Here is a 15,897-nt window from a genome sequence, read left to right as displayed (position 1 = left end):
GTCCCCGGCCTCCGATCCGGGGCCGGGGCCGGTTCACCGACGGGCGGTCCGGTTCGGTGCGTTCGGCCGATCCTATGCACCGCGGTCGCGCGCGCGTCGACTCCTCACCTGCGGAAAGTGATCAATGTCATCAAAGGCGTGACGCATGTCAGCCGGGCTCCCCCTGCCGTTGTCCGGTCACCCGGCGGCGACGCAGGATCGGCGGCGGCTCGCCCCGACCGCCCCGATCACGGCAGGTGACACGGTTTGAACCTGGATACCGAACCCGCTGCAATTCCGGCCCGTGCCCCTGGCATCACCACCGGAGTCCGGCTCTTCACGCGAGGGGGCATCCATCCCCAGTGGCTGGCGAACGCCGTCCTGCCCGCCGTCCGGGCGCTCGACGAGGAGCTGAACGCCCCGGTGCTGTATCTGCGGCGGGGCTGGCTGCACGGCCCCCATGTGGACCTGGTGGCCCGGCCGGCCGGGGGTGAGGCGGGGGCCGTGCTGCCGTGGGACGACATCGCGGCGAAGCTGGACGCGGGGCCGCTGGTCCCCGATGAGCAGCTGAGCGAGGAGGACTACCTCGTCCGCGCACGGGAGTTCGGCAGGCTGGAGCGGGTCGAGCCGCCCTATCTGCCGATGCACCCGCACGGCCGGCTCGAATGGCTGGACGCCACACGGACCGCCACCTGGCCCGAGCCGCTGAACGCCCTGTGCGATCTGGCGCTGACCCGGATCAACCGGCCGCTGACGGCGGCGGTCGCCGAGGCCGCCGCGGGTGCGGGCACCCTGCCCACCCGGGTGGCGGAGGCGATGGTCGCGCTGGCGGCGTCCCACCACTCCGGTATCCCGTTCGGGGTGTTCTCGCTGCGCAGTCACGCCGAGGCGTTCCTCTCCTGGGCGGCGCCCCGCAAGGACGTACGGCCGGTCTTCGCCCGCCGGCTCGCGGGTGACGCACCGCTGCTGCGGGCCCTGGTCGAGCAGACCCTGGCGGACACCGGCGGCCCCTCGGCGGCCCGTTGGCGTCAGGCGTTCGGCTACTGCATGGGGGTCTTCGACTCGGCCGTCGCGCAGGAGACGCTGACCCTGCGGACGCTGGAGGAACGGGAGGGCGGCTTCGACCGGCGCACCATGGGACCGCCCGGCCAGGAGGACGTCACCGGCCACCGGGGCAGCGACTTCCACACCGCGGTGAACGCCTCGGGGGCCGTGGCCGGCACCACCGACTGGTTCGCGTCCTACCGCCTGTTGATCAACCTGTTCTACCAGCAGCTCCTGCTGCTGGACGTGTCCCCGATGCACCGCTACTACCTGTGCTACGCCATCGCGGAGACCGTGGACGAGGTGCTGGGCGAATCCTGGAGCGACCGCCTGGCCCGGACGGCACAGGCCCGGACGGCCGCGGGCCTGCCTGCCGGGACCGTCGCGTGAGGCCCGGGACGACGGGCGAGGACGCCCCCGCCGCTGAACCGCTCTGGATGCTGCGCGTCAACCCGCTGCCCAGGGCGCGGCTCGCGGACCCCGTACTGGCCGCGCTGCTGGACGAGGTGTGCGCCGCGGAGAACGAGGTCGAGGCCGCGGCGGAGGTCTGCTCGGCTCAGCTGCACCAGCTGATCGGCGCCACCGCCGACCCCGGCGGGCGCGGCCCGCTGATCGCGCTGCGCCGGGACATCCACAACGACCGCGCCCCGCGCACCGGGGACGAGCCGGTGCCCGCGGTGGCCCGCTGGCGGGCGGCCCGCTCCGAGCGGGACGCGCTGCGCGAGGCGCTGGACCGGGAGTATCCGCAGGCCGCCGGCCGGGAGCGGAAACGGCTGGCGGGGCTCCTCGCCGATGACGACCTCAGACGTTCGCTCGCCCTGGTCGCACCGGAGGTGGCCGCCGGCGCCGACCGCTACCGGGCCGCCCTGGAGGGCGGGGGGAAGCTGTCCGCCCGGCTGCGCAAGTCCGAACGCGGCCTGGTCCAGTACGTCACCCGCGCCATGATCCGCACCAGCCCGCTCTCCCGGTTCACCGCGGTCGGGCTGGCCCGCCCCGGCCCGCGGGGCGTCGCGCTCGACGACGTGGCCCCCGACGGCGCGGTCCCGGTCGTCGGGCTGGACCGGATCATGCTGCACTACGTCCTCGGCGGACTCAGGTACGAGGCCGAACCGGGGCGGGCGGTGCGGCCGGAGGACTGGGTGCAGCTGCCGCCGACCTCCGAATTCGGGCCGGGGCGCGAGAAGCTGATGTTCCTTCAGCCCTCCGGGGGCCTCATCCGCCGGCTCTCCACCTCGGTCGCGGGGCCGGTGCGTCCGATGCTGAACGCCGTGGCCCTGGGCGCCCGGCAGGTGTCCGCCGTCGCGGCCGAGGTGGCCGGGGAGTTCGGCTGCCCGGCCGAGGACGCGCTGACCGCGGTGCGGGGGGCCGTGCGTGCGGGAATCCTCTGCCTGAGCGACGGCCCCGAGGACGGCGACCTGCCCTTCCGTACGGCGCTCGACCGCCCCGGCCTGCCCAGCGCCCCGCTCCTGGCGGAGGTGAACGGGCTGCTCCCGGAGGTCGCCGCCGCCCCGGCCGAGCGGCGGACCGCCGTGCTCACCCGGCTGCGCGGCACACTCGCCGACCTCAGCAACCGCGCCGGCCGGCCCGCGCAGGTCCTGGTGGAGGAGGACTACGTACTGCCGTCCCTGACGGTGGACACCGCCCCCTGGCACGGCGCCCTGGACGACATGGCGGCGGTGGTGGAACTCCTGTCGGTCTTCGACCGGTTGCACGACATCCGCGCGGTGCTCTCCGCGATCTTCGTGGAGTGGTACGGAGCGGGGGCCGAGGTGCCGCTCGCCGAGCACGCCGAACGGATCTCCGCCGAGGTCTACCGGCGGGGCGGTTCGCTGGACGGCGAGATCCCCCAGGACGGCGGCCCGGCCGACGGCTCCCTCGGCCGGCTGCACCAACTGCGCGTGGACGTCCTGGCCCGGATGCGGAGCAGGCTCACGGACGCGGGCCCCGACGCCCGGGACGTGGTCCTGACCGCGCGGGAGGCCCGCGGCCTGGTCGCCGCGCTCCCGGACCGCTTCCGCCAGGACCCGCTGGCCTACGGCGTGCTGGTGCAGCCCTGGCAGGACCGGCTGATCTACAACGACGCGTACGCCGGGCACGGCATGCTCTACGGCCGGTTCCTCGGCGCCGACCGCGAGCTGGACGGCCCGGCCCTGCCGTATCTGGCACAGCGGCTGCGGCGGCAGTACGGGGCGGACGGCCGGCGGGTCGCCGAGGACCTCGGGCTGCACCGGCTGAACGTCAACGCGCACGCCCGGGTGCTGCCCCACGGCATCGACGCGGAGGGCTGGTTCACTCTGCGCCTCGCCCACGATCCGGCCACCGACGCGCTGTGCGTCCGCGACGCCGAGGGCCGCGACCTGCGGGTGCTGACCCTGGGCAGCGGCCACCCCGAGTTCCTGCCCGCCCCGGTGCGTATCGCGGCGTGGCTGGTCAGCGGCGGCCGGCTGATGGAGGACTTCGTCGGCGACTGGCTCGCGTCGGCGGGCGGTTCGGGTGACGCCACCCGGGTCTGCCCCCGGGTCTCGGTGGGGCGCGCGGTGCTGGCCAGGCGGCGCTGGTACGGCGGGAGGGAACTGGCCGAAGCGGTCACGGCCGGCCGGGAGGAGACCGACCGGCTGCGGGCACTCGCCCGCTGGCGCGCCCGGCACGGCGCACCCGCCGAAGTGGTCCTCAAGACACCGCTGGAGGACACCTACGGAACGGAGGCGCTCCAGGCCGCCGCCGCGCTCGGCTTCGGCGCCGAGGAACACCGGCAGCGGCAGAAGCCCCAGTACACCGACCTGGAGAGCGCCGTGAGCGTACGGGTGCTGCCCCGGCTGATGGAACGGCGGAGCCCCGGCTATCTGGAAGAGGCCCTGCCCACCGTGGCGGACTCCCGGCACGCGGCGGAATGGGTGGTCGAGATCGCCCGGACCGCCGGTGCTCCCTTCACCTACGGAGGAAAGACCGCATGACGATGAGGTCACGGCCGTATCTGCACTACGCACCCGTCACGGGAGGCGTCTACTTCAGTGGGCCGCGCACCCAGTTCGTGATTCTGGGTCCCAAGGTGCTGCTCACCGTCGCGGATGTCTGCGTCCCGCTGCTGGAGACGGGCGCCACGGAGGACGAGCTGGTGACGGCGCTCGGCTCGGAGCGGGCCAGGCCCGCCGTGCGCAGGCTCACCGACGAACTGCGCGCCCGCGACCTGCTGCTGGACCCGGAGCGGTTCACCGCCGGCGCACCGGACGAGGAGACCCGGGAGCGTTTCGGTGAGGCGCTCGCCCATCTGGAGGCGTTCAGCGACGACCCGTACGCCGCCTTCGGCGCGCTGCGCGCCGCCCGGGTCCTGCTGCACGGGCCCTGCGCGGCCGTGCTGCCCGCGGCCCGTGGGCTGGCGCGGGCCGGTGCGGGCCGGCTGGTGCTCGCCCCCACCGACCCGCAGGACGCGGTGGCCACCGCGCGGCGGCTGGGCGCGAAGCTGCTCACGGACGGCGTGGACGGTCTGGACGTGAGCGATGTGGACGCGGTGATCTGGTGCGCCGAGGGCCCCGGTGTCGCGGAGGCCGCCGCCCGGCTGCTGGGGCTCCCCGACGGTGTGCCGCTGGTCCCGGTGCGGCTCGGATCCACCGCCCTGGCCGGCCCGGTGGTGACCGGCGGGTCCGGCGCGCACACCGCCGACGCGCTGGCGGCCCGTGCCGAGGACTGGGCCGCTGCCCGGGAGACCGGGCCCGCGCCCCGGCCCGGCGCCGACGCGCTGGCGGGGGCCCTGGCCGGGCAGTTGGTGTTCGAGGTGCTGGCCGGTGTCGGCACGGCGGGCGGCGCGCATGTCGTGCACGGGGAGGACCTGTCGGCGGACATGCTGCGCACCGCGGCGGGTGCCACCGTGCCGGAGCCCGCTCCGGCTCCGGCTCCCGTGGAGAGCGGGAACGCCCCGGTGACGGACCCGGCGCTGCAAGGCGTCGTCGCCCCGCTGTCCGCGCCCTGGACCGGGCTGTTCGAACTGGCCGAGGGCGGCGACCTGCCGCAGCTGCCGCTGGCGCTGCGCGAGGCGGGGCTGCCCGGCCGGAAGGGGGCCGGGGTCATCGGCTGGGCCAGGGACCAGCAGGGTGCCACCGTCGCGGTCGCCCTGGAGGCCCTGCGTCAACTGGCCGTCCCGGAAGGCGGTCCGGCGGTGGGCGCCGCCGGGATCACCGAGGACCAGTGGCTGCTGGACGGCGCCCTCAGGCTGCTGACCGAGCGCGCCGCACCGAGTGAGCGGCCGGACCCCGTACGCCTGCTGCCCGCCACCGAGGTGGTGCGGCGCGCTCTGGCCGAGGAGCACGGACTCCCGGTCGTGGTGCGGCTGCTGGAGATACCGGGGATCGGCTGGCCGCTGGCGCGGGCGGTGCACGCCGAGACCGGCGAAGTGTACGGACACGGCTGGGGCCCGACCGGGGAGGAGGCCGCGCACGGCTGCCTCGGTACGGTCCTCGCCGGCCGCATCGCGGCCGGGTTGCGGCCCGGTGCCGGGGTCGCGGCCGTGCACACCGGGGCCCTGCGGACGGCCGGTCCGCAAGCCCTGGCGCGGCTGCGCGCGGAGATCGCCGCCCGCGCGGCGGCGGGCCTCCTCCCCGGGGAGCCCGTGGGGACACCGCTGCGGTCCGACCCGGTGCTCGGCACCCTGCCCGTCTTCTTCGGCCCGGTCGCGCTGAGCCCCGTCCCGAGCCCCGTCCCCCCGGCTTCCCCCGAAGCCCCGGCGCACGCCGAGGAGCCCGCACATGCCCGGTGAGATCATGACGGCCCCCGCCCGGCCGCAGCCCGCCGCCGGCCCGGACCCGGAGGTGGCGACCGGTCCCGACCTCACCGGGCCCGCCGCCGGGGAGTGGGCCCGAGCGCTGCTCCCGCTGGTCGCCGCCCGGCCCGGCTCCCTCTCCCTGAACCGCGGCTGGAACCCGGACTGGGAGCGGGAGCGGGTGGACGCCGCGTCGGCCGGCGGCCGGCCGCATCTGTCGGTCCGGCTGTTCGGCGGTGAGGTCCTGATCGGCCCGTACTGGGTCCCCGGGGCGGAGGGCGGCTGCGCGGGCTGTGCGGAGCTGCGTTCCCGGGTGGTCGCCGGCCATCCCCTGGCCGCCGACCCCCTGCGGCCGGTCTCGCGTCCCGCGATGCGCCGCCCGTTCCTGCTGGAAATGCTGGCCCCCGTCCTCCGGAGCCTGGACGAACGCCCCCTGGAAGCCGGTGAGTTGTACGCGCTCGGCGGGCCTTCCTCCCGCCGCCATCTGGTCCGGCGCAGCGCCCGCTGCCGGGTCTGCGCCGCCGACCCCGCCGGGCTCGACCCGGCCCCGCCCGCCCCGTGGCCGGTGCGGCGGATACTCGCCGGACCGGACGGGCCGACGCGCGGCGCGGACGGTGCCGGACTGCTCGGCCCCGGACTGCTCCGCGCGCGGACGGTGGACCCCCGGTTCGGGCCGGTCGACCGGGTGGTGCGGGAGGCGTCGCCGCCGTACGCCATGAGTGTGGCCTCCCTGCCGGAGTCGCTGGCCATGGGCTTCGCCCGCGCGGGGACCTTCGCCGACGCCGAGCCGGTCGCCATCCTGGAGGCGTACGAGCGGCTGGGGGGCTTCCCCCACGAGGCGGCCGTCGTCGGCGCGGTCAGCTACCGCGAGGTCGCCGACCGGGCCGTGGACCCCGGCACCCTCGGCCAGTACACCGAGGAGCAGCTGGCCCACCCCGGCAGCCGGGTCACGCCGTACAGCCCGGACACCCCGATGGACTGGGTGTGGGCCCGGGACCTGCACGGCGGGCCGTCGTCGCTCGTCCCGGCGGAGATCGGTTTCTACCAGTACGACCACCGGTTCGGGCGGGCGTACGACACGGTGCGCCGCAGCGACTCGCGGGCACGCACCTTCTACTTCCACGACTCCTCCAGCGGCTGCGCCCTGGGCTCGTCGCCGGAGGAGGCGGTGCTGCACTCGCTGTTCGAACTGGCGGAGCGGGACGCCTTCCTGAACGCCTGGCACCGGGCGGCTCCGTTGCCGACGATCGAGCTCTCCTCCGTCACCGATCCGGCCTCGCGGCGCCTGCTGGACCTGATCGACGCGCACGGCTTCGACGTCCATCTGCTGGTGGCGACGGGCGACATCGACCTCCCGGTCGTCTGGTCGCTCGCGGTGAACCGGGAACAGCCCTTCCCGGCCAGCTTCTCCGCCGCGGGGTCCGGCTGCGACCCGGTGGCCGTGGCGCGTACCGCCCTGTGGGAGCTGGCGCAGCTGGTCACCGATCCGGTGACCTGGACCCGCGAGGACATCGAGCCGATGTTCGCCGATCCGTGGCTGGTGGACCAGTTGCACGACCATCTGAAGCTGTACTCGCTGCCGGAGGCGCTGCCGCGCGTCGTCTCGGTGCTCGGCGGGCGCCGGGTCGCCCTGCGGGACGCCTTTCCCGCCTGGCCGCACCGGCTGCGGGAGGCGGCGGGCGGCGATGTGCGCCGGGCGCTGGACTTCACCGCCGGGCTCTTCGCGGACGCCGGTCTCGAACGTGTCCTGATGGTGGACCAGTCCACCCGTGAGCACCGGGACCTGGGGCTCGCGGTCGCCAAGGCGGTCGTGCCCGGCATCACCCCGATGTGCTTCGGCCAGCCCCAGCAGCGGCTGAGCGGGCTGCCCCGGCTGGCGGCCGCGCTCGCGGGCACCCCCGCGGAGCACCGTAAGGCGCCCTACGACCCCCACCCGTTCCCGTGACCGCGGAGGCAGCTGTGAACGTACCGGAAGCCCCCGCGCCGGACCGTGCGGGCCCGGTGCCCGAGGACGCGGACACCATGGCCCGGGACCGGATGTGGTACCTGTTCGCCGCCGGGGCCGACCGGCCGGCCGAGCCGCCGATGCCGCCGGACGCGGAGCCGCCGCCCGGCGTGCCGGTCTCCGCCCTGCCGGTGGCCCCCCGGCTGCCCGGCACCGCCCGGTTCGACGACCTCACCGCGCTGCCGCCGGGAACGGTCGACCTGCTGGAGGACGCCCCCTTCCCGGCGGGCCGGATCACGGGCGTACCGGAGGACCGGGCACTGGCACACGCGCTGGTCGCCGCCTTCGGGGTGCAGCGCCGCGAGCCGGAGAACCCGTTCAACGACCACCGGGGCTACGCCTCGGTGCGGGCCAAGTTCCCGGTGCAGGTCCTCGTCAACGACCGGGGCAGGCGGCAGGTGTTCGACCCGTACCGGCGGGCACTGGCCGGGCTGTCCGGCGCCTCGTCGGCGCCCTCGGCGGCCCGGGAGGTGCTGCTCACCGGGCGCTTCACCCGGCTCCCCGCCACGTACCGCTGGTACCGGGGCTCGCTGGTGCAGCTGGAGCTGGGCATCGCGCTGCGCGCGCTGTGCGTGGCCCTCGAACTGCTGGGAATCCCGGCGCGGGTGCGGTTTCCCGGGCCCGGTGCCCGGCAACGGCTCGCGGAGTTCGGCCTCACGCCCAGCTGGGAGTGGACCCTGCCGGTGGTGGTCGAGCTGACCGGGGACGCCTCCGCGGGGCCGGCGGGTCCGGACCACGGCCCGGCCGAGGCGGTGCCGGACGGGGTGATGGCCGATGTGGTGGAGATGAACCGCGCCCAGGAGTTCCCCGCCGCCGCGGCCCCGGTGGACACGGCCATCGCGTCCACCGCGCCGGACACCGGCCGGTCCTGGGCGGAGGTGCTGTGGCAGCGCACCTCGGGACGGATGCCGCGCGGCCTGTTCGGGAACAACGCCCGGCCGCGCACCGTACCGGGCGAGGTGCTGGACACCGCGCGCGACTGGCTGCTGACGCCCCCGCCGGGCGCCGGACCGCGGACGGCGGCCGGGGCGCTGCGCGTCACCGCCGTCACCCAGTCGGTGACCGGCCACCCCGACGGGGTGTACGAGGTGACCCCCTCGGCCTACACCCCGCGCGCCACCGGCCCCGGCGTACCGGCCCGGCTGGAGGAGATCTACGGCTACCCCCTGGCACCGGGCAACGGCTGCGACGTACGGCACGCGTCGGTGCTGTGGTTCCTGTCGTTCCGTCCCCGGGAACTGGCCGCGCACCTCGGCACCAGTGGCTGGACGGCGGCGCAGTACGCCTGCGGCTGGGCCGTGCACGGACTGACGCTGGCAGCGGCGTCCGCGGGCCTCTACGCGCGCCCGGTGCGGGCGTTCCGTGAGGCGCCCGCACGCCGCATCCTCGGGCTGCCGTCCGACGAGATGGTGGTCCTCGCAGTGATCAGCGGGACGTCGCGGTTCAGCGGCCCGCTGCTCGACCTCCGGCAGTGACGCTCGACCTCCGGCAGTGAATGAGAGAACGGAGACAACAACGGTGCAGTCCACATCCACCGGTCGCACGGCATCCCGGACAGCTCACCGGCCGGCTTCCGAGGCGGCGGCCTCCCGGGAACTGGGCCCCGCGGTCCAGTGGCGTTCCTGGCACCTCCACATCGGGTCCATGGCGCGGTCCGCGCACGACCGGGTGGTCACCGACGTCATCGGCCCCGCGGTGGACCTGTTTCCCGGCCACCCCTGGTTCTTCATCCGGTACTGGCAGCACGGGCCGCATCTGCGGCTTCGGGTCGGCGGGCTGACCGCCTCGGAGACGGCACGCGCCGAGCGGCTGCTCCAGGACCGGCTCGGCCGCGCGACCCCGCTCCTGGAGGGTGAGGAGCCGCTCGACCGGGACACGTATCTGGCGCACGCCCGGCGGCTCTCCGCGCTGGAGGAGCCGCACCGAGGCGTCCGCCCGGCCGGCCCCCGGGACCCGGGCGTCTACCAGGACACCTATGTCCCGGAGACCGAACGGTACGGCGGGCCCGCTCTGATGCCCGCCACGGAGCGGCTGTTCCAGCTCTCCAGCGAACTGGTGCGCGCCTTCCTGCCCCGGCTGCCCGACTCGCGGTCGCGTTCGGCGATGGCGCTGCGGGCGGCCATGTCCGCCGGTACGGCGCTGGGCGGCCCGGCCGACCAGGCCATGTTCTACGCGCGTGGCCTGGAGGCCCTGCGGCAGATGGTGGGGGCCGGATTCCGGCTCTCCACCGAGCAGTTGGACCGGCTGTGCGGGTCCAGCCCGGGCGCCGGGAAACGTCCGGCAGGGGCGCCGCCCGCCGTCGACCCGGCCCAGCACGGCCCGTTCGCGTCCTGGCACACCCTGCTCTGCGACCTGGCCGAGCGGGTCCGTACCGAAGGCACCGCCGAACATCCCGGGGAGGTCTTCTTCTCCCACGTCCACATGCTGCACAACCGCCTCGGACTGACCATGGCCGAGGAACTCCAGACCTACGCCCGGCTGGTCCACCTCTTCCCGCCTCCGGAGCCCGGCACGCCCGAAGCCCTCGCGCAGCCGGCACCCAAGGAGCACTGATGGCACGCACCCTGCTCACCCCGGCGGCCTCCGCGGCGGCCCCGTCCGCCGGCGCACCGCCGATGGCCGTCCGGACCATGGGCATGTCCCGGTCCTACGGCGACAAGACCGCGCTGCACCCGATCGATCTGGAGATCCGCGGCGGCGAGCTGGTCGGCCTGCTGGGGCCCAACGGCGCGGGCAAGTCCACGCTGCTCAGCCTCCTCGTCGGGCTGCGCCGGCCGACCTCGGGCCACTGCGAGCTGTTCGGCGGCGACCCGCGCAGGGCGGTGCACCGCAGGCTGATCGGTGTCACCCCGCAGGAGACCGGGCTGCCCCCCACGCTCCGGGTCGGCGAGGTGGCCGACTTCGCCGCCGCGCACTACGAGAACCCGGTCCCCCGGGGCGAACTGCTGGACCACTTCGGGCTGCTGGACAAGGAGCGCCGTCAGACCGGCGGGCTGTCCGGCGGTGAGAAGCGCCGGCTCGCGGTGGCCCTGGCCTTCGTGGGGCGGCCCCGCATGGTGTTCCTCGACGAGCCCACCACCGGGCTCGACGTGGAGACCCGCCGCACCCTGTGGGAGGTGATCCGCGCCTTCCATGCCGAGGGCGGCACCGTGCTGCTGACCAGTCACTACCTGGAGGAGATCGAGCAGCTGGCCGACCGCGTGGTGGTGCTCACCCGGGGCCGGGTCGCCGCCGACGACACGGTGGACGCGCTGCGCGGGCTGGTGCGCGCCCAGCGGGTCAGCCTGCTGGCCGACGAGGTGCCCCCGTTGCCCGGCATCCTCACCTCCGAGCGCGTCGACGGCCGTATCCATCTGCTGACCCCCGACGCCGACGCGCTGGTGCGCGATCTGGTCATGAGCGGGGCACCGTTCTCCGGGCTCGAAGTCCGTTCGGCGACGCTGGAAGAGGCGTTCCTCACCCTCGCGGACGAGGCGGAGGCCGACGACGCCCCCGCCGGCACGCCCGCGAAGACGACACAGTTGGGAAACGGCCCGTGGCGATAAGCACACCTGAGACGGCAAGCGCCTCCGAGGCGGCCCCCGCCGGTCTCCTGCCCGGCGGGCCCCCCGCCGAAGGGGTACGCGCCGCCCTGCGCACCCAGGTCAGGATGTCCCTGATGCACGCGCGCTACCAGCTGCTGCGCACCCTGCGCATCCCGATCGCGCTGGTGGGCACGGCGTTCTTCCCGGGCGCCTCGATGCTGTTCTTCGTCGTCCCGGCCGCCGGCGACGACCCCGTGGGCGCGACCTACGCGACCGCCGCGATGGTGGTCTTCGCGACCATGATCAGCAACCTCTTCGGGCACGGCATCGGGGTGGCGGAGGAGCGCCAGCACCCGTGGGACCTCTACACCCGTACGCTGCCCAGCGGGCCGGGCCCCAAGTTCGCGGGACGGCTGCTGTCCGGGCTGCTCACGATGCTGCTGTCCATGATCCCGCTGCTGCTCATCGCCGCACTGGCGACCGAGGCCACCACCACCCTCCTGGGCTTCCTGACCGGTGTGGTCGTCGTGATCCTGGTCTCCGTCCCGTTCACCCTGCTGGGGCTGACCATCGGCTATCTGCTGCCGATCCGGGCGGCGTTGACGGTGGTTCAGCTGACGTTCTTCCCGCTGGCCTTCGCCGGAGGGCTGTTCTCCGGGGCGGGCCAGGCACCCGGCTTCATCGAGACGATCGCCCCCTTCACGCCGACGCGCGGGGCCGCCGAGCTGATGTGGGCGGCTGTGGGCGACTACCAGCTGAACCCGGTCGCGGCCATCTCCTTCGTGGGGTGGACGGTGGCCCTGGCGGTGCTGTCGGTGTACGCCTACCGGCGCGACGAGGGCCAGCGCTTCCACTGAGCCCGCCCCGGTGGAGCGAACCGGCGGAGGGGGTGAGGGTCCGGGGGGACCGTCACCCCCTCCGCCGGTTCGGCCGGCCGGCTCCGCCCTCGCTCGCGAAGGGCGGTGTCGGCCCCGGCAGGCCACGCGCGCTATCCTGCGAGCGCGTCTTCAAGGGCGGAGGACACGGCAACGGTGCCGGTCGGTCCTCGCAGGCGGGTGATACCCGATTCCCTGATCCACCGCTGTACCCGAGGACCTGCCATGCCACAGTCGAACCCGCCGCCCGAGCCGAGCGCGGAGCAGGCCGAGTCGTTGCGGGACGTCGTGGGCGACCAGCGACTGGATGCCGCCCAGGAGTGGCTGGAGGCGCATCCGCCGCATGTGATCGCCGATGAGCTGGCACGCATGGACGCGGTCGACGCCGGGGTGGCGTTCCGGCTGCTGCGCAAGGACCGGGCGCTGGAGGTGTTCGAGGAGCTGGAGCCGGTCGACCAGCAGCAGATCCTGGAGGGGCTGCGGGACCGCTCCTTCCGGGACCTCATCGAGGACATGGCCCCGGACGACCGGGCCAGGATGCTCCGGGAGGCCCCGGCCAAGGTCGTCAAGCGGGTGCTGGCCGGGCTGAGTCCCAACGAGCGCAGGATGACCTCCTCGCTGCTCGGCTACCCGGAGGGCTCCGTAGGCCGTTACATGACACCCGAGGTGATGGCGCTGTCGCGGGCGCTGACCGTCGAGCAGGCGCTGCGTACCGTACGGGAGAAGGGGGCGGACGCGGAGACCGTGTACACCCTGCCCGTGGTCGACTCCGGCCGCCGGCTGACCGGGGTGGTGGAACTGCGTGAACTGGTGCTCAACGCACCGGGCACGATGGTCTCCGATCTGGTCGTGACCGAGCCGGCCTCCGCGTACGCCACCGACTCCGCCGAGGCCGCGGCCCGTCTGATGCGGGAGACCAACGACTTCAACCTGCCCGTCGTCGACAGCGAGGAACGGCTCGTCGGGCTCTTCACCATCGACGACGCCGTGGAGGTCATCGAGGCGGCCGACACCGAGGACGTCGCCCGCCAGGCGGGTGCCGCGCCGTGGGCCGGCCACTACATGGCCGCCTCCGTGTGGCAGCTCGCCCGCTACCGGGCGCTGTGGCTGAGCCTGCTGCTGGTCGCGGCGACCCTCACGGTCGGCGTGACCCGGGCGTTCGAGACCACCCTGGAACAGGTCGCCGCCCTCGCGCTGTTCATCCCGATGCTGATCGGCGCGGGCGGCAACGCCGGCGCCCAGGCCGCCACCGCCTGTGTACGCGCCCTGGCGGTCGGCGAGGTCAGGAGTTCGGACCTGATAAGGGTGATCTGGCGGGAATGCCGGGTGGGCCTGGTCCTGGGGTCCCTGCTGGCCGTGCTCGGCCTGCTGCTGGGCACGGTGTTCGTCAGCGCGAGGATCGCCCTGGTGGTCGGTATCACCCTGGTCATCATCTGCGGGTGGGCGGCGACCATCGGCGGCGCCATGCCGCTGCTGGCCCGACGGATGCGGATCGACCCGGCGGTGGTCTCCGCGCCCATGGTCACCACCCTCGTGGACGCCACCGGCCTGATCATCTACTTCCTGACCGCGAAGGCCGTCCTGGGCGTCTGACCCGCACACCGGACGGAGCCGGCCGCCGGGACGTGTCCTGACCGCCCGCCGTCAGGTGAGCGGCGGGCCGGGACCCACCCGGGCGCCGGGGCGTTACGCGGTCGGCTCCAGGGACGGCGACCAGTGGCCGGCCAGCCCGCTCAGCAGCGCCTCGGTCTCCGCCGGGTTCCGGGCCAGGCCGTAGACCCGGCAGTCGGGGCGGACGACCGCCGCCGTCGCGCCGAGCGACCCGAGCCAGCCCCGCAGCGGCGCGTCGGCGGGGTCCCCGGGCCGCAGGTGACGCGTCCGCAGCCGCCAGCGTGCCGCGCACCGAGGCAGCCCGGGGGCGAGCGGCGCGGCGGGGCCGTCCGTGCTGAGGAGCACCGGGTCCGGGCCGAGGTGCCCGGCGCCGCCCAGTACCCCGGGCGGGACCGGCAGCCCCGCGCCGAAGCCCGCCGTGCCGTCGGCCCCCCGGTGGTACAGCCCCCCGTCCGGGGTGTGGACGCCGGGCTGTGCGGGGCGGGCGACGTCCGCGTCCGGCCGGGACGCCATCGCCCTGTCCCGGTGTGCCGCGGCGACCGGATCGGTCAGGCAGATCATCCGGCCGAGCGCCACCGACCGGTCGATGCTCGCCTGGGCGTCCGGGCGGCGCTCGGCCTCGTAGCTGTCCAGCAGCTCCGGCAGCGCGGCACCGGCCAGCACCCGGTCCAGCTTCCACGCCAGGTCGCCGGCGTCGCGGATGCCGGAGCACATGCCCTGCCCGGCGAACGGCGGCATCTGGTGGGCGGCGTCCCCCGCGAGCAGCACCCGGCCGGCCCGCCAGCGGTCCGCGTTGCGGGCGGTGAAGGTGTAGACGGCGTGGCGTTCCAGCGTGGCGTTGCCCGGTTCGACGCCGAACATGGCCAGCAGCCGCCAGGCGTTCCGGGCGGTGCCGAACGCCTCGGGGGCCTCGCCCGGCAGCCGCATGAACTCCCAGCGGCGGTGCCCGGGCCCGGCCGAGACCGCGACGCGGGGGCGGGCGGGGTCGGCGATCTGCACGTTGCACGGCGGGAAGTCCGCCGCCCGGTGCGGAGTCACATCGCAGGCCATCCAGTCCAGTGCGAAGCCGCCCTCGCTCAGCGTGGCGCCCACCGCCTCGCGCACCATGCTGTTGGCGCCGTCGCACCCGACGATCCAGCGGGCCCTCAGCACCCGCTCCGGGCCCCCGGCGACGGGGCGCACCGTGAGGTCCGCGCCGGTCTCCCGGGCGGTCAGCCGGACCGCCTCGTGCCCGCGCAGCAGCCGCAGGTTCGGTATCCGCGCGGCGCGCTGCTCCAACGCCTCCTCCAGGCCCGGCTGGTACATGGAGGTGGACGCGGGCCAGCGGTGGGCGGGGTCGTGGCCCAGCCCGATACGGAGCAGGGTGCGGCCGGCCGCGTCGGCGACCACGTAGTCCTCGGAGGGTTCCCCGAACGTGCTCAGGTGGGGGCCGGCCCCCGCGGCGTCGAGGATGCGGGCGGCGTCGGCGTCGAAGGCGACGGCGCGCGGCATCGGGTACGGCCGGGGCCAGCGTTCGACGACGGTGACCTGCCGGCCGCGCTGGGCGAGCAGGATCGACAACACCTGGCCGACCGGGCCGAATCCGACGACGAGGACGTCGGCGGGGGCCTCTTCCGAGGCCGGGGGCGGCGCAGCGCTCAACTTTCTCTCCCCTCCCGAAGAGCGAGTGGACTGCCCGGGTGGGACCGCGCCGGGAAATCCGGAAACGTGGTCACGCTAGCCCCCGTTCCACGCCGGGGGGCCCCGCGGAACCCCCCTGGGGAAAGAACGTGATGAATGTCAGCGCGGCCCGGGCGGCCGTTGTCCCGGCCGACGCGCGGCTGCCAGCATCAGCGCGTCATCGAAGCCCTCTGCACAAGGCATTGGAAGGGATCAATCATGAGCACTCTCGCGAGCGAGACCCCCGCCGGCGACCTGTTCGCCTCGTTCGACATCGACGAGCTGGAGGTGCTGGAGGTCTCCGACAGCGTGGGCCTGCCGGAGATGGGCGCGAGCTCGTCGAGCCTGAGCGTCGCCTCCGAGGCGGCGGCGGACGTCAGCCTCTGCTGTTCGTCGTCCTCCTCCACCTGCTGCTGCTGCTGATCGCAGGTGCCCGCGTACCGGACC

At 75.0% G+C, this 15,897-nt stretch carries 11 protein-coding genes; 10 read left to right on the top strand and 1 reads right to left on the bottom strand.

Annotated elements, in window-relative coordinates; genetic code table 11:
* Positions 1–246: 246 nt before the first annotated feature.
* The 9 genes from P8A18_RS26695 to mgtE all read left to right on the top strand — a co-directional run bounded on the left by P8A18_RS26695 (position 247) and on the right by mgtE (position 13,773).
* Complete coding sequence (locus tag P8A18_RS26695) at positions 247–1,413, top strand: hypothetical protein (protein WP_306058426.1); 1,167 nt, start codon at positions 247–249, stop codon at positions 1,411–1,413.
* Complete coding sequence (locus tag P8A18_RS26690) at positions 1,410–3,977, top strand: lantibiotic dehydratase family protein (RefSeq protein WP_306058424.1); 2,568 nt, start codon at positions 1,410–1,412, stop codon at positions 3,975–3,977. The genes P8A18_RS26695 and P8A18_RS26690 overlap by 4 nt, the downstream gene beginning before the upstream one ends.
* Positions 3,974–5,773, top strand: a complete 1,800-nt coding sequence (locus tag P8A18_RS26685) for a hypothetical protein (protein WP_306058422.1) — start codon at positions 3,974–3,976, stop codon at positions 5,771–5,773. The genes P8A18_RS26690 and P8A18_RS26685 overlap by 4 nt, the downstream gene beginning before the upstream one ends.
* Positions 5,763–7,721 carry a TOMM precursor leader peptide-binding protein gene (locus P8A18_RS26680; RefSeq protein ID WP_306058418.1) on the top strand — a complete coding sequence of 653 codons (1,959 nt, stop codon included), beginning with the start codon at positions 5,763–5,765 and terminating at the stop codon, positions 7,719–7,721. Before P8A18_RS26685 ends, P8A18_RS26680 begins: the two co-directional genes overlap by 11 nt.
* 14 nt (positions 7,722–7,735) lie before the next feature.
* Positions 7,736–9,256: a nitroreductase family protein gene (locus P8A18_RS26675; protein ID WP_306058416.1), complete on the top strand. Its 1,521-nt coding sequence runs from the start codon at positions 7,736–7,738 to the stop codon at positions 9,254–9,256.
* Positions 9,257–9,272: 16 nt separating this feature from the next.
* The gene (locus tag P8A18_RS26670; protein WP_371933717.1) at positions 9,273–10,334 is read left to right on the top strand and encodes a thiopeptide-type bacteriocin biosynthesis protein; all 1,062 of its coding nucleotides are present in this window, start codon (positions 9,273–9,275) and stop codon (positions 10,332–10,334) included.
* Positions 10,334–11,326 (top strand): ABC transporter ATP-binding protein, encoded by a 993-nt coding sequence (locus tag P8A18_RS26665; RefSeq protein ID WP_306058412.1) that lies wholly within the window; start codon positions 10,334–10,336, stop codon positions 11,324–11,326. Before P8A18_RS26670 ends, P8A18_RS26665 begins: the two co-directional genes overlap by 1 nt.
* On the top strand, positions 11,317–12,162 hold the full coding sequence (locus P8A18_RS26660; protein ID WP_306058410.1) for an ABC transporter permease: 846 nt from the start codon (positions 11,317–11,319) through the stop codon (positions 12,160–12,162). The genes P8A18_RS26665 and P8A18_RS26660 overlap by 10 nt, the downstream gene beginning before the upstream one ends.
* Before the next feature lie 243 nt (positions 12,163–12,405).
* A complete protein-coding gene (gene mgtE / locus P8A18_RS26655; protein ID WP_306058408.1) occupies positions 12,406–13,773 on the top strand; it encodes a magnesium transporter in 1,368 nt (455 codons plus the stop codon).
* Positions 13,774–13,866: 93 nt separating this feature from the next.
* On the opposite strand, the gene mhpA is transcribed toward mgtE, so the two are convergent.
* Positions 13,867–15,432 (bottom strand): bifunctional 3-(3-hydroxy-phenyl)propionate/3-hydroxycinnamic acid hydroxylase MhpA, encoded by a 1,566-nt coding sequence (mhpA, locus tag P8A18_RS26650; RefSeq protein ID WP_306058406.1) that lies wholly within the window; start codon positions 15,430–15,432, stop codon positions 13,867–13,869.
* Positions 15,433–15,669: 237 nt separating this feature from the next.
* Here mhpA and P8A18_RS26645 point away from each other — a divergent pair, with 237 nt between their 5' ends.
* Positions 15,670–15,873, top strand: a complete 204-nt coding sequence (locus tag P8A18_RS26645; RefSeq protein WP_306058404.1) for a thiazolylpeptide-type bacteriocin — start codon at positions 15,670–15,672, stop codon at positions 15,871–15,873.
* Positions 15,874–15,897: the final 24 nt, after the last annotated feature.

It is taken from the genome of Streptomyces sp. Mut1 (assembly GCF_030719295.1).
Classification (GTDB): Bacteria; Actinomycetota; Actinomycetes; order Streptomycetales; family Streptomycetaceae; genus Streptomyces; species Streptomyces castrisilvae.
Note: the sequence above shows the minus strand (reverse complement) of the source record. Positions and strands in the feature narration are given on the sequence as shown.

Bases quoted from the DNA above. Each gene is read 5' to 3' on its own strand.
- P8A18_RS26685 (WP_306058422.1), top strand. From the start codon at position 3,974: ATGACGATGAGGTCACGGCCGTATCTGCACTACGCACCCGTCACGGGA.
- P8A18_RS26680 (WP_306058418.1), top strand. From the start codon at position 5,763: ATGCCCGGTGAGATCATGACGGCCCCCGCCCGGCCGCAGCCCGCCGCC.
- P8A18_RS26665 (WP_306058412.1), top strand. From the start codon at position 10,334: ATGGCACGCACCCTGCTCACCCCGGCGGCCTCCGCGGCGGCCCCGTCC.
- mgtE (WP_306058408.1), top strand. From the start codon at position 12,406: ATGCCACAGTCGAACCCGCCGCCCGAGCCGAGCGCGGAGCAGGCCGAG.
- P8A18_RS26645 (WP_306058404.1), top strand. From the start codon at position 15,670: ATGAGCACTCTCGCGAGCGAGACCCCCGCCGGCGACCTGTTCGCCTCG.